Annotated in this window: 16 protein-coding genes; 6 read left to right on the forward strand and 10 right to left on the reverse strand. The window is 43.8% G+C overall.

Annotation, left to right across the window (positions count from 1 at the left end; genetic code table 11):
• The first annotated feature begins 32 nt into the window (after positions 1–32).
• The 3 genes from fldB to NLG07_RS00975 all read left to right on the forward strand — a co-directional run bounded on the left by fldB (position 33) and on the right by NLG07_RS00975 (position 1870).
• A complete protein-coding gene (gene fldB, locus NLG07_RS00965) occupies positions 33–560 on the forward strand; it encodes a flavodoxin FldB (RefSeq protein ID WP_303049215.1) in 528 nt (175 codons plus the stop codon).
• A complete protein-coding gene (locus NLG07_RS00970) occupies positions 560–1363 on the forward strand; it encodes a CLCA_X family protein (RefSeq protein WP_254855830.1) in 804 nt (267 codons plus the stop codon). Before fldB ends, NLG07_RS00970 begins: the two co-directional genes overlap by 1 nt.
• Positions 1364–1465: 102 nt before the next feature.
• Entirely contained in the window at positions 1466–1870 is a 405-nt protein-coding gene (locus NLG07_RS00975) for a biopolymer transporter ExbD (protein ID WP_254855831.1), read from the forward strand.
• A 65-nt stretch (positions 1871–1935) separates the two neighbouring features.
• Here the strand turns inward: NLG07_RS00975 and NLG07_RS00980 are convergent, their stop codons facing one another.
• Genes NLG07_RS00980 through NLG07_RS00995 form a run of 4 tightly spaced genes read right to left on the reverse strand, consistent with a single transcriptional unit; the run spans position 1936 to position 4226 of the window.
• Positions 1936–2436 carry a YgjV family protein gene (locus NLG07_RS00980; RefSeq protein ID WP_254855832.1) on the reverse strand — a complete coding sequence of 167 codons (501 nt, stop codon included), beginning with the start codon at positions 2434–2436 and terminating at the stop codon, positions 1936–1938.
• Positions 2436–2786, reverse strand: a complete 351-nt coding sequence (locus NLG07_RS00985) for a hypothetical protein (protein ID WP_254855833.1) — start codon at positions 2784–2786, stop codon at positions 2436–2438. Before NLG07_RS00985 ends, NLG07_RS00980 begins: the two co-directional genes overlap by 1 nt.
• Before the next feature lie 23 nt (positions 2787–2809).
• Positions 2810–3547 carry a tRNA1(Val) (adenine(37)-N6)-methyltransferase gene (locus NLG07_RS00990; protein ID WP_254855834.1) on the reverse strand — a complete coding sequence of 246 codons (738 nt, stop codon included), beginning with the start codon at positions 3545–3547 and terminating at the stop codon, positions 2810–2812.
• Positions 3540–4226, reverse strand: coding sequence for an NAD(P)H-binding protein (locus NLG07_RS00995; RefSeq protein WP_254855835.1), 687 nt, complete (start codon positions 4224–4226; stop codon positions 3540–3542). Before NLG07_RS00995 ends, NLG07_RS00990 begins: the two co-directional genes overlap by 8 nt.
• Before the next feature lie 71 nt (positions 4227–4297).
• On the opposite strand from NLG07_RS00995, the gene NLG07_RS01000 reads away from it, so the two are divergent.
• Positions 4298–6511, forward strand: a complete 2214-nt coding sequence (locus tag NLG07_RS01000) for a S9 family peptidase (RefSeq protein WP_254855836.1) — start codon at positions 4298–4300, stop codon at positions 6509–6511.
• Between the two features lie 20 nt (positions 6512–6531).
• Here the strand turns inward: NLG07_RS01000 and NLG07_RS01005 are convergent, their stop codons facing one another.
• Positions 6532–6903: a PH domain-containing protein gene (locus NLG07_RS01005; protein WP_254855837.1), complete on the reverse strand. Its 372-nt coding sequence runs from the start codon at positions 6901–6903 to the stop codon at positions 6532–6534.
• Between the two features lie 60 nt (positions 6904–6963).
• Between NLG07_RS01005 and NLG07_RS01010 the strand changes: the two genes are divergently transcribed.
• Entirely contained in the window at positions 6964–7965 is a 1002-nt protein-coding gene (locus NLG07_RS01010) for a serine/threonine dehydratase (protein WP_254855838.1), read from the forward strand.
• 90 nt (positions 7966–8055) lie between these two features.
• Here the strand turns inward: NLG07_RS01010 and pckA are convergent, their stop codons facing one another.
• Together pckA and NLG07_RS01020 are read right to left on the reverse strand one after the other, a co-directional pair.
• A complete protein-coding gene (pckA, locus tag NLG07_RS01015) occupies positions 8056–9657 on the reverse strand; it encodes a phosphoenolpyruvate carboxykinase (ATP) (RefSeq protein ID WP_254855839.1) in 1602 nt (533 codons plus the stop codon).
• Positions 9658–9860: 203 nt separating this feature from the next.
• Positions 9861–10823 (reverse strand): aldo/keto reductase family oxidoreductase, encoded by a 963-nt coding sequence (locus NLG07_RS01020; RefSeq protein ID WP_254855840.1) that lies wholly within the window; start codon positions 10821–10823, stop codon positions 9861–9863.
• A gap of 94 nt (positions 10824–10917) precedes the next feature.
• Here NLG07_RS01020 and NLG07_RS01025 point away from each other — a divergent pair, with 94 nt between their 5' ends.
• The gene (locus NLG07_RS01025) at positions 10918–11685 is read left to right on the forward strand and encodes a glycosyltransferase family 2 protein (protein WP_254855841.1); all 768 of its coding nucleotides are present in this window, start codon (positions 10918–10920) and stop codon (positions 11683–11685) included.
• On the opposite strand, the gene dinB is transcribed toward NLG07_RS01025, so the two are convergent.
• The 3 genes from dinB to NLG07_RS01040 are packed head-to-tail and all read right to left on the reverse strand — an operon-like array spanning position 11673 to position 14048.
• Positions 11673–12740: a DNA polymerase IV gene (gene dinB, locus NLG07_RS01030; protein WP_254855842.1), complete on the reverse strand. Its 1068-nt coding sequence runs from the start codon at positions 12738–12740 to the stop codon at positions 11673–11675. The two genes, NLG07_RS01025 and dinB, sit on opposite strands and share 13 nt — an antisense overlap.
• A 42-nt stretch (positions 12741–12782) precedes the next feature.
• Positions 12783–13016, reverse strand: coding sequence for a (Na+)-NQR maturation NqrM (nqrM, locus tag NLG07_RS01035; protein ID WP_254855843.1), 234 nt, complete (start codon positions 13014–13016; stop codon positions 12783–12785).
• A gap of 18 nt (positions 13017–13034) precedes the next feature.
• Complete coding sequence (locus NLG07_RS01040; protein ID WP_254855844.1) at positions 13035–14048, reverse strand: FAD:protein FMN transferase; 1014 nt, start codon at positions 14046–14048, stop codon at positions 13035–13037.
• Positions 14049–14088: the final 40 nt, after the last annotated feature.

Consider the following 14088-nt stretch of genomic DNA (forward strand, 5'->3'; position numbering starts at 1 on the left):
CTTTCACTAATCAATGTATCAGGGTAATACTTTTGCAACGAATCGGTTTATTTTATGGATCCACCACTTGTTATACCGAAATGGCTGGTGAAAAAATCAAAGCGGTCATCGAAGCTGCTGGTGATTTTAATGTCGATATGCATAACATCAAAGAGGTTGCGCTTGCGGATGTTGAGCAATATGACAACGTAATCTTAGGCATATCTACCTGGGATTTTGGTGAACTGCAAGAAGACTGGGAAAGTCATTGGGATGAAGCAGCTGACATTAATTGGTCAGGTAAAACGGTTGCCCTATATGGTTTAGGTGATATGTATGGCTACGCCGACTGGTTTCAAGATGCTCTGGGGATGTTGCATGATGTGGTTGTTGCTGCAGGTGCTCAAATATGCGGATATTGGCCGAACACGCCTGATTACGAATTTACTCAATCTAAAGCTTTGACTGAGGATGGGGAGTTTTTTGTTGGCTTAGCCCTGGACGATGAAAATCAATTTGAGCAAACCGATGCCAGAATCGCCACCTGGGTAGAAGGCGTTTTAGCTGAGTTAGCCAATTAGTGGATAAGCCTCTGAATCGTTTGCAACGGGGGTTTTATCGCGATGGTCCCTCGCATCGTGATGGAGCGGATGTGAGTTTTGCAGATATTCATAAATTCTTTGGGTTTCGGAGTATCACGATTGGCAAATGGGTCACCGTAGAGGAGCAAAAACTCGCTGCGAATCTCTTCTTTGATGCGTTGTGTGATTTGGCTGAAATATTACATGTTCCCTACATCACTCTTGGTCTGAATCAAAGCCTTGCACTGGCTTTTGGCAGTGGTGGACGCAAAGGTGTCAGCGCACATTACACGCCAGTCAAACGCGAACTCGCATTGGCCAAAAATGCCGGCGCTGGGTCACTTGCTCACGAATGGTTTCATGCTTTTGACCATTATATCGCACCCAAGATGTTTGCTGTCGAGCAAGCTGGCACATTTGCTTCAGCATTAAGTTTAACGGCCAATAAACTCAAGCAACATCCTCTCAATCAACGCCTCTTAGATACCCTTAACACGATCTTACTAAGTCCCATTGAGGGAGGGTTAAATCCATTGATGGCTCGTTCGGTTGTCTGCGACAAAGCCTGTAAAAGTATCTACTTTTCACTTCCCCAAGAAGTTTGCGCCAGGGCGTTTGAAGCCATGGTTCAAGACCAATCAATAAAGAACCATTTTTTAGTTTCAGGCACCAAGCAATCACAATGGGCTAAAAAAGGGTTATATCCATTGGGAAATCAGCGTTTGGCCATAAATCAGTCATTCTTAACCTATTTTACTCAGCTCGGGCAGGCCATAGCATACAAGCAGGATAGACCCTCATAATCAAGCAAAAAAAACTACATTCTGTTTACATTTTCGCTGTTTTTTTTGCTCAATTTTCATTATACTACGGCTAACTTCATTATAAATAAGATCAATAGTAGTATGAAAAAGAAAAAACATACCTCCAGTGACGACGAAGCACAAATCGATATGACACCGATGCTTGACATCGTATTCATCATGTTGATTTTCTTCATCGTGACGACCTCGTTTGCCAAGGAAAAAGGCCTTGATGTAAATCGCCCTAAGGACAACAACGAATCGAAACAGCCCAGCAAGGCATTATCGATTCAGATTGATGATGCAGGTGTGATAAAAATGAACGGTCGTGAAGTCGATATTCGTCGAGTTGTAGCGAACATTCAAACCTTCCTTGCTGAGAACAATACTGATGTTGCTGCTATTCAGGCTCACGAAGATGCTGAACATGGTATCGTCGTAGAAGTAATGAACCAAGCTAAGATTGCCGGTATCAACCGAGTCTCTGTATTAGTCAAAGAAGACTAACCAAACTGCCTCGCATAAACCGTCTATCTCCTGTGAGTTAGACGGTTTTTTTGTCTCATGCATGGCTAGTGTTTACGCATCTTCATAACGATATTGGTCATGTTGACTACATTAAAAATCGTACCAAATACACTGCCAACAATCACAGCATACAAACATCCAAGTGCTTCAGCAACTAAGAACCAACGCCGCATAACTTCTACTTGCGTGATGACGATTGAGCCCACGGTAAAGATAAAGCCTGAGCAATATGCGAGAAACAGCAATGCCCCATGTTGCAAAACAAAATATTCAATGAGCATGGCCGAAATATTCAAGGTAACAAATACCACTACCACCCAAGAGGCCCGAGATTTGAGTGCCACCGCATTGCGTAAAGCGGCCAGCCCACAGCCAATCGCTGCAGCAAATGCTTCCAACAAATAAAAATGTAAACTTAGACAAGCCATCGAAAAGCCTGAAAAAATAAGATAACGTGCCATTTGATTTTGCCGGTACGCCACAATATTAAACCCGAGGGCGCAGGCGCCGATAAGTTCAGCTGTGATATTGGGGTCGGTAAACATTAGTTGGTCTGTTCCGAAAGCCACTCTGCGTAACTGATGCTGTAGGTGTCTTCGATAGTGTCTGCAGGGTAAGCGTACAAACTAAACTCGTTTTGGATGTGATGGCTCATCACTACAGCAAAATTAGGCGGTGTGTCTAGCAAACCACCATAAGGCTCAAGAACCGGAATATGATACTGGTCAACGTCAATCAATGGGATGCGCTTACCGTCTTTGCTATGAAAACTAGTGAAAATAGGATTCGGGATAATAGCGTAGATTTGAAATTTAGGAATGTGCAATGGTACCCCATCCCAACTGATAGGTGTTATCTCGATAACCTGCCCCATATTGTCCAAAGAGATTGCCATCGTGTTGCCAACCACCATCAAATTTAAAAATTCAAATAATAATCCCGGCACATAGTACGATATTCTTCAGTGTACTCCCGAGCATCAGCGTAGATGACTAGCTCGTCATGTTCAACAATGCTTTTGTTCCGAGAAAAGCACAAACACGCTCGAATTTTGTCATTTTGATAATTGCTGCGTATGTCTAAGCGTTTATTTAGATGAAGGCCTTCGTTCAATGCGTATTCCAATAAACTCGAGGTGTCCCCCGTCGGGATCACACAATAAAAATACCCATCGGAACTCAATAACCTAGCCGCTTGTTCCAATAGTTGTTTATGTGACAAATGCTGTTGCGAGCGGGCATACACTCTTGCCTGATTCGGATCGATCAAGTTGTGATGCTGTTTATGCATGCCTTTGTAATAAGGCGGATTTGAGATAATCAAATCATATGGATTCGACGCATGAAATGTCTTGATATCGCATTCAATCACACGAATTTGATTGGCAAATTTGGATTTTTGAATGTTATTACGCGCTTGACGAACCGCCGCTGGCTCAATCTCGACGGCAGATATTAGACTTGTAGCAAACGTTTTTTGTGCCAACATCAAGGCAAGTAAACCCGAACCGGTACCAATGTCCAATATGTAACGAGCGTTTTTGGTATGGGCCCAAGAACCCAACACAATACTATCTGTGCCGACTTTCATGCCGCATTCATCATGTTCGATTGCAAACTGCTTAAAACGAAACCCGCTATTTGCTGAGTTAGCCAACTTGAATTGCCTCAGTCGATATCTCTAATTTGGGTTGCAAGTCTATCATTTGTCGGGCAACTTGGTTAGCATGAATTGGCTTATACTTAGCAAATTTGCCAACAAAACACCATGATAACCAGCGACTTAACCAAATTCCAAACTGCTCGTTACGCCTAAATTCAGCTCGGTCCCCCAACAATAAGGACGGCCTAACAGCTGCCGCATGTTCTAGCTGTGGCATGGTTAATATTGCATTTTCTAGCTCACCTTTTACTTTGAGGTAGAAATTCTTAGATTTGGCGTCCGCACCAACACTCGATACCCACACAAAGCCTTTTGCACGTTGTGCTCGAGCAAGCTGAGCGGCCACGTGAACTAATTGAAAATCAACATAACGAAACGCCTTGCGAGAGCCGGCTTTTTTGATCGTGGTGCCGAGGCAACAATACACATGATCGACACTAAAATATCCCTGATAGTCCTGAAAATCATCAAAGTTGATAACAAGCACTCGCAGTTTGAGTAAGGGATCGACAAACTCGCCACGCACTAATTCCCTGCGAACGATTATCGTTACTTCAGAATAGTCTGGATGCGCGAGCAATTGCTGAGTCAGCGCTTTGCCGACGAGTCCAGTCGCTCCCACAACTGTGGCAGTCAATCCTGATTTTATTGCTGTTTGCCCTGAACTTTGCATAGAACATCATTGACAGGTGTATAAAAAGATAAGGTATTATACGAAGAAATCACCTAAACGACACAAAACCAATGAAAATAAAACACGTTTTAACGACTAGCTTGCTCTTCTGTGCCTCCATTATTACCGTAGCCACCGCACAAGAACTGAGTATTGAGCGCATCATGTCTGCCCCATCTTTAAGCGGCACAGCCCCGTCACAAGTAAAATTATCGCCAAACGGTGAACGGGTTACCTTTATTCGTGCTAAAGCGACTGATAATACCCGCTTCGATTTGTGGGAGTACCATATTCCAAGTGGCCAAGAGCGTATTTTGTTTGATGCCGATGATTTACATTCTGGCCCTGAGACCCTGTCAGATGAGGAAAAAGCGCGGCGTGAGCGCTTGCGCTTATCCGGTTCAGGCATCGTATCTTATCAATGGTCAAACGATGGCAAAGCTCTGCTCTTCCCGCTTGCCGGCGATGTCTTTTATTACAAGTTGGGAGATAAAAAGGCGACTCGTTTGGTCGAAACCCCAGAATTTGAAACCGACGTCAAACTCTCCCCAAAAGGAAATTACGTTTCTTTTATTCGTGAACAAAATGTTTTTGTGCTCGACATTGCAACAGGGAAAGAAACCGCTATCACCACACAAGGTGGTGGAGACATCAAGTTTGGCATGGCAGAATTTGTTGCCCAAGAAGAAATGTATCGTATGACAGGATATTGGTGGGCACCGGATGAGACTGCCATAGCCTTCACGCGCACGGATGAGAGTGGCGTTAAAGATGCCACTCGCTCTGAGATCTATGCCGATCGCATTGATATGATTGACCAAAAATACCCGTTCGCTGGCACTGACAATGCACTGATTGAACTGTACGTGCAAACACTTGCTGATAATGAACGCATCCAAGTCCCTCTTGGCGCAGAAAAAGACATCTACTTACCCCGTGTAAACTGGATGCCCAATAGCAAAGTATTAACCTATCAATGGCAGTCACGTGATCAAAAAACACTTGAGCTACGAGCGTTTGATTTGGAACAGAAAACCACAAAGACGCTAGTGACCGAAACCAGCCCAACTTGGATCAATTTACATAAATCTTTGCGCTTTTTAAAACAAACCGAACAGTTTATTTGGGCCAGTGAACGCGATGGATTTACACATCTTTATCTCTATCACAACAATGGCGAGTTAATCAGACAGGTTACTCAAGGTGATTGGGTGGTGACCAGTATCGATGCGATTGATGAAAAAGAAGAGGTAATTTACTTTAGTGGTCGTGCGGATACTCCTCTTGAAACACATTTATACAGCATTGATTTTTCAGGTAAGAACCTAAGGCGTATCACGCCTGCCGAACAGTATAACGCAGTTAATTTCAGTTCCGATGCAACGGTCTTTGTGAATAGTTTTTCGACCATAAATACGCCTCCTCAAACAGGTCTATATCGCGCCGACGGTTCTCTGATAACCTGGCTAGATGAAAACGCTTTGGACATGAACCATCCTTTAACTAATTATTATGAGACTTGGATAGCACCTGAGTTTGGCACTATAAAGGCAGATGATGGCACCAAGCTCTATTATCGCTTATACCGACCGCGCAATGTGCAAGGCAAAGCGCCCGCCATCGTTTATCACTATGGTGGCCCCATTGCACAGGTCGTCACCAATCGCTGGGGTGGTACAAGAGGATTGATGTTTCAGTATTGGGCACAACAAGGCTATGTCGTCTTTAGCATAGATAATCGCGGTTCGAACTATCGCGGTAAAGCATTTGAAGATCACATTTATCAGCGCATGGGGGATATTGAGGTCTTGGATCAAAAACGCGGCATCGAATGGCTCAAAGCGCAACCGTTTGTTGATGGAAATCGTGTGGGCATTTACGGCCATTCGTACGGTGGTTACATGACGCTAATGACCATGTTCAAACACCCTGGTCTTGTTAAAGCTGGTGTATCGGGTGCACCAGTCACCGAATGGCGCTTGTACGATACTCACTACACCGAACGCTACATGGGCGATCCGCGTGTGGTGCCTAAAAAATACGACGCAGCGTCAGTCTTCCCGTATGCAACACAGCTCGAAGATGAGTTGTTGATTCTGCATGGAATGGCGGATGACAATGTGTTATTTACGCATGCAACCAAGTTGTATAAGCATTTGCAAGACAATGCAAAATTGTTTCATGTGATGGATTATCCAGGTAAAAAACACGGGATAAGAGGTAAAAATACTCAAATCCATATGTACAAAACCATCACAAAGCACTTTGAGACGCATCTTCAATAGATGCGCCTAAGAATGTTAACTTAGTTAAATATATTATCCGCTAGCGCCTGTTGCACGCCCATCGCGCACTCAGGCGTTAGCGTAATTTCCAGCATTTCGCCGCCAGAAATATAAATCTTAAGCTCAGATTCCATATCAAATCGACCTGCGGTTTCCACCTTGAATTGCGTCACCGATTTGTACGGAATCGAGTGATATTCAACTTTACTTCCCGTAATCCCCTGCTTGTCGACCATGATCATCCGATTGTTGGTGAATAAAATCATGTCCCGTACGAGTTTGTATGCTTTGGTAATGTTTTCGCTCTTTGCAAGCACCCCTGCCATATCTTCCTGTACTTCACTAATATCAACTTCTGACGCATTGCCCAACAGACTGTCTAATAAACCCATGTGAACCTTCCTTATTTATGTATAATCGTGATAACTGATTGTTAAGTTTAGTGAAAAGCCGTGATATTACCAACTTTTTTAGATGTTCAAGCAGCGCAACAGCGCATTGCACGAAAAGTCGATACGACGCCGATAGTGACATCTAACCTACTCAATGATTGGTTGGGGCATACTGTGTTGTTTAAAGCAGAATGCTTGCAAAAAACCGGGGCATTTAAACTGCGTGGAGCGACCAATTTTATTCAACGTGCATTGGCTGAAGAACGCTTGCCAGATTATATTGTGGCCAATAGCTCTGGCAATCATGCGCAAGCGGTTGCGTATGCCGGAGCTCAGGCTGGTCGTGATGTGACTATTTTTAGTTCTGAGCATATTTCTGCCGTAAAAGCACAAGGTACGATTGAATATGGGGCTGATTTGCGTTTGTTTCCGACTCGACTCGAGGCTGATGAAGCAGTCAAAGCGGCTGCCAGTGAAGACAATGTCATTTGGATCCCGCCGTTTAACCACGCTGATATTATTTCAGGACAAGGCACCGCAACATTAGAAGCGTTACAGCAATGTCGCACTCAAGACATGACTCCTAATGCAGTCTTTGCACCATGTGGTGGTGGCGGTTTAGTGTCTGGCGCCTTACTAGCCACACGCGAGTTAGCCCCTAAAGCCCAAGTCATTGGCGTGGAGCCACAAAACGCAAATGATGCTTCCATTTCATTGCAACAAGGGGCCATTCATACACTCACTACACCACCTGACACATTAGCAGACGGCGCTGCTACTCCTGCGGTTGGTGATTTGACATTCGCTTTGCTACAGGAGTTAGATGGCTTCTATGAGGCGAGCGAAACGCATATTGCCTATTGGACCCAATGGCTGCAACATCTGCTGAAACTACATATCGAACCAACTTGCTGTATGACCATGGCGGGCGTGGTAGGTTGGCTTGCTGAACAGACTTCCCCACAGACCGTGTTGGTGATGCTATCTGGGGGAAATATCAGTGCGCAAAGTATGCAAAAGATTTACGCGGTGGATTACCTTACACAAACACCCTGTCTATAATTTTTAAACAGTCCATCAGCCGACAATTAAAATCAAAAAAGCAGAGTGTGTTTCCACGCTCTGCTTTTTTGATATTCAGATAGGTGCTTATTACAGCTTAGGACCAGCCTCAACCAGTGCCGCACCGTTGTCTGTGTCAGTGAACTTCTCGAAGTTATCGACAAACAAGCCAGCAAGTTTGGTTGCTTTGTCTGTCCATTCAGACGCATCAGCGTAGGTACCGCGAGGATCAAGTACCTCTGGTGCAACCTCGCCCAACTCGGTTGGTACCTCTAGATTGAACAATGGCACAACTTGCGTCGGTGCTTCATCAATGGACCCATCAAGAATCGCATCAATGATCGCTCGGGTGGCTTTAATCGAAATACGTTTGCCCGTACCGTTCCAGCCTGTATTGACCAAATACGCTGTCGCGCCAACGGCTTCCATACGTGATTTTAATACATCAGCATATTGCGTAGGGTGCAAGGTTAAGAACGCTGCGCCAAAACAGCTTGAGAACGTAGGCGTTGGCTCAGTAATGCCACGCTCAGTGCCAGCAAGTTTAGCCGTAAAACCAGATAAGAAATAATACTGCGCTTGCTCAGGCGTCAATTTAGACACCGCTGGTAATACGCCAAAGGCATCAGCGGTCAAGAAAATAACTTTCTTTGCATGCCCTGCTTTCGATACCGGCTTAACAATGTTGTCAATGTGATGAATGGGATAAGAAACACGCGTGTTTTCAGTGGTTGAGTTATCATCATAATCAATCTCACCACCTTCCAGTACGGTCACATTTTCAAGTAAGGCATCGCGACGAATGGCGTTGTAGATATCCGGTTCCGCTTCTTTGCTCAGATTAATCGTTTTGGCGTAACAACCGCCTTCAAAGTTAAAGACGCCGTTGTCGTCCCAACCGTGCTCGTCATCACCAATTAACTCACGCTTAGGATCAGTTGACAGTGTGGTTTTACCTGTGCCTGACAAACCGAAGAAAATCGCCACATCACCTTCTTTACCGACGTTAGCAGAACAGTGCATAGACGCGATGTTTTGCAGTGGTAAGAAGTAATTCATCATCGAGAACATGCCTTTTTTCATCTCACCGCCGTACCAAGTACCGCCGATAAGCTGGATCTTTTCAGTTAAGTTAAAAGCAACGAAGTTCTCTGAATTTAGGCCGTGTTTTTGCCAATCAGGGTTGGTGGTTTTGGCACCATTCATCACCACAAAATCAGGCTCAAAGGTTTCTAATTCAGCTTCTGAAGGGCGAATGAACATGTTTTTAACGAAGTGTGCCTGCCATGCAACTTGTGTCACAAAACGCACTTTAAGACGGGTATCTGGATTGGCACCACAATAGGTATCAACCACAAATAAACGACTGTTGGATAATTGCTTGGTCACTAAAGCTTTTAAGTCATTCCAGACATCTTGCGAAATCGCTTTGTTGTCGTTTTTGCCTTGGTCGGCCCACCAAACGGTATCACGTGTTACATCATCGCGTACAATGTATTTGTCTTTGGGTGAGCGTCCAGTGAACTGTCCTGTGTTCACAGATACTGCACCACACTCAGTAACAACACCCTTTTCAAAACCTTCTAGTTCAGGTTTTGTGGTTTCTTCAAATAATAGTTCATAACTCGGGTTATAAACGATCTCCGTAGCATCAACGATGCCAATAGCAGCCAAATCTTGGGAGATGGACATGTAGGGTACTCCTGGGTATAGAGGTGACGTAAACGTCGACTAAATTGTAAATTTTTCGTCGTGCAGGCGGGAGTTTTTGTGCTTATTTTGCTTTTTTTTATTATTTTTGCGCCTTTGCAGTAATTGTAAACCTTCAACGCTTATTTCACAAAAGCATTGCCCCATACTAATACTAAGTTATTAGAGAAAAACGCCTAAAGTACTTAAGGTAACTCCGCATTTCTTGCGGCCTGCAGCAGTTTGTACCATTCTTCTCGTGACAATATGATATTTGCCAATTTTGAACATTCACGAATTCTATTGATATTCGTCGTTCCAATCACAGGCTGAATATTAGCAGGATGCCTCTTCAAGAACGCCAGTTGCACTGCTTCAATCGATACACCATGGTGCAGCGCACACTCAGCAAGCACTTTATGGACGCGATGCTCCACATCAGTTTGTGGGCGACTATAACGGCCTTGAGATAGAGCACCCCAAGCTTGAAGTTGCACGCCTTGCGTTTGCGAATATTCAAGCATGCCACTAAAGGTATTATAGGAAGGATATTGCGCATCGTTACCGATGACTTGTTGGTCAAGCAGGGCCAAGTGGTGTAAACCACATTCTACTTGATTCACGGTGATGGGCATACCCAGTGCACTTTGCAAAAACTCAATTTGCACCACCGACATATTAGACACCCCTATGGCTTTAAACAGGCCTTGAGCGTGCATTTGATTCAGTGCTTGTGCGGTTTCATGCAATTCCATCAGAGGGTCAGGACGATGCAACAGCAAAATATCGAGATAATCGATATTCAAGCGCTGTAAAATCCCTTGTACCGATGTGGTTAACCATTCTGCTGAAAAATCGTAGCGTTTAGGCCCGTATTCATCTGCAAAACGAATCCCACACTTAGATTGCAAAACCATTTGCTCCCGCAAACCGGGACGGCTTTTTAATATCTGACCGAATACCTTTTCGGCCTTATTAAAAGTATAAATGTCAGCGTGATCAAATACGGTAATATTATGATCCAGGCACGTGTCGATTATTTGTTCAGCTTGGTGAATGTCATCCTTCGTTAAAGCGTTGTCATTCCACCCTCCACCTAAGCCCATACAGCCATAAACGAGTTGAGAAGCCTGTCCAATCGCTCTATTAAGTGAACGGATGAGATGCATATTTCCCTCTTTTTGAATGATCCAATATGTCTATTTGGATATGTTACAATAAATCTATCTTGCATACACTGTTAGTCATTAAGAAGCTTACACCATGACCAAGTTACCGATTAGTGTTTTTATTATTTGTCAAAATGAAGAACAACATATTCGACGTCTACTCACCTCCCTTGAGATGATGGATGAAATCATTATTGTGGACTCAGGTAGTACGGATATGACACTGGAGATTGCGCGCGAATATGATGTTAAGATCACTCATCAAGAATGGTTGGGGTACACAAAACAGAAACAGTTTGCCATGAATCTATGCTCACACGACTGGGTGCTGAATTTGGATGCCGATGAAGCACTGACGCCGACCTTAGTGGCAAAAATGGAAGCGATCATTAAGTCCGATGTCGCCGACTGCGTGCGTTTACAACGAAATGACTTTTTAATTGGTCAACCCTTTTCAGCATTGACTAAAAAGCCAAACAATCTGCGTCTTTTCAAAAAATCAAAAGCCCAATTTAAACCCGATGTTTTAGTGCATGAGAGCGCACAAGTAGATGGACGAGAAATTCAGATCAAAGAAGCATTTGATCATTATGGCTACGATTCCATTCATGTATTAACCGATAAATGTAACCAATATTCGACCTTAAAAGCCGATGAAAAATTTGCAAAAGGCAAACGCCACTCTCTACTCAAATTGACGTTGGTGTTTCCAATTACTTTTTTAAAAGTGTACTTGTTGCAAAGATTTATATTTTCTGGGAGGAGAGGATTCATCCAATCGGTCATCACCGCCTATTATTCTTTTACTAAAGAAGCAAAATTATACGAAGCGTATCAAAGGGAAAAACATCACAGAGTGTGATCATCCAACGGCAATACAAGCTGTTCGATATCACTTTCATTTTTTAGCCCGACCGTCAGACCAACCAGACGTATCCCCCTTTCTTTGCGACGCAGTAAAATGGCCGTTAACAGCTCACTAAAATATTCTGCATCATAAAATGGACGCGTATGCTCGATGGTGGTGAGTTGAAAATCATCGAACTTCAACTTGATCCCCTGGCTTTTAATTCGTGACTCGGCATCATGATAAGCAATACGCTGTTCGAGCTTGGGTAAAAGGTAAGCTACGACGTCTTCTACTTCGGTGCGAGCAACAATATCAACACTTAAGGTACGCTCAACGCCAATGGATTTGCGCACGCGTTCTACATTAACAGCTCTATCATCAATCGCATGACAGCGATTCCATAAAATCGCACCAAACTTTCCTAATGTTTTGTGCAATCGAGTAAACGGAAATTGACGCACATCTGCGCAAGTAAACAATCCTAAATTATTAAGCTGCTCCAGTGTGACTTTACCTACCCCAGGGATTTTGTGCAGTGGCATTCGTGCAACGAACTCGTCTAACTCCCTTGGTGTGATAACACATATCCCGTTAGGTTTATTTTCATCACTGGCGACTTTTGCAACAAACTTGATGGGCGCGACGCCAGCAGAGGCCGTAATTCCAATCTCTCGTTCGATAGTACGCCGAATATCTTGTGCAATCAATGTAGCAGAGCCGTTACAATGAGTTACATGAGTCACATCTAGATACGCTTCATCCCATGATAGCGGCTCAATGATTTCGGTATAACGAGAAAAAATCTCACGGATTTGATCACTGACCTGCTTATACACATCCATGCGCCCTTTGATTAAAGTGAGGTCAGGACAAAGTCTTAAAGCGTGCACAGTAGACATGGCAGAGCGCACGCCAAAAGCACGCGCAGGGTAGTTGCATGTTGCAATCACACCGCGCCTATCGGAACTGCCACCAATGGCAATCGGGATACCCCTATATCTAGGGTTGTCCCGCATCTCGACCGCGGCATAAAAGCAATCCATATCGATATGTATGATCTTTCGCATTTTTTAAATACAAAGCGGTCAACCCTTTGCCTCTCTGGCGCACTAAATTATTTTATCCTTTTCCCATTCTGCAATTTTTTTCTGCCGAGCGGCTTCGCGTTCCATTCGTGCTTTTTTGCGATCACACGGTTCAGGGCAGTCGCAAGCTTTTGCAATGCCTAATGCGCCTAAGCCACCACAGCTGCCTGATATCGTCTTTTTCTGAACTAAATAACCCACAGCCATGGCAACGACCATCGCAACAAAAAATACAAACGCTAAAATAAACGTACTCATGATGTAATCCTGTGTGACTTAATGTATTGTAACAACTTGGTCAAATAGTGGCGAGCGATACTCCACAAATCCATTGTCCGATTTGGTTATCAATAAAACAGCTAAATCTTCGCTTTCTGCCAACAGTTTTGCTTCCTCAGTACCCAAGATACTCAACGCAGTTGCAAGCCCATCGGCTACCATTGATTTTTCATGTACTACGGTTACAGAGACTAATTTATGTTGAATCGGACGACCTGTAGTTGGATTGATAAGATGGGAATAGCGAATGCCATCTTCTTCATAATAATTACGATAATCACCCGAGGTCGCAATGGCATTATTTCCAATAGAAATCACCTTTTGAATCGCACGTTGCTCACTTAAGGGCTTTTCAATTGCAATACGCCAAGCTGAACCATTTTGCTTGTTACCGGAAACACGCATTTCACCACCAATTTCAACAAGATAATTGTCAATATTATGAGACTCTAATATCTCGGCTAATACATCGACACCATAGCCTTTTGCTATAGGTGACAAATCAACGTAGATACCGTCGATTTGTTTCGTAGCAATACCTTTGTTAATTTGAATATGCTCCAAGCCCATCAGCGCCTTAGCAGCATCAATTTGGCCCTGAGAGGGGATTTTTTCTGGGCGTTTTTGTGGTCCAAATCCCCACAGGTTGACTAATGGCCCTATCGTAACATCTAACGCTCCATTGGATAATTTTGCCAGTCGCTTCGCTTCTTCAATAACCAATAGTGTCTCGGCACTCAATAACATGGGTTGACCCGCTGACAATTGATTAAAACGTGACAGTTCAGAGTCTGGTATGTATGTCGACATGAGCTGATTAATACGAATGAGTGCGTCATTAATTTGTCTGTGCAACACGTCAGATGATGGGGCATCACCTCCGTGGTATTTTACGTTATATGTCGTACCCATGGTGTTACCATTTAGGAATGACTCATTTTTTTCAGGGGTTTGTTGACTGCATGACGACAGCACCATACAAACAAGCAAAACCAATACATGTTTCATCATTTTTGTTTACCCGATAAAAAAAGAGCCGACATAAGCCGGC

Source organism: Alteromonas sp. LMIT006 (assembly GCF_024300645.1).
Classification (GTDB): Bacteria; Pseudomonadota; Gammaproteobacteria; order Enterobacterales; family Alteromonadaceae; genus Opacimonas; species Opacimonas immobilis.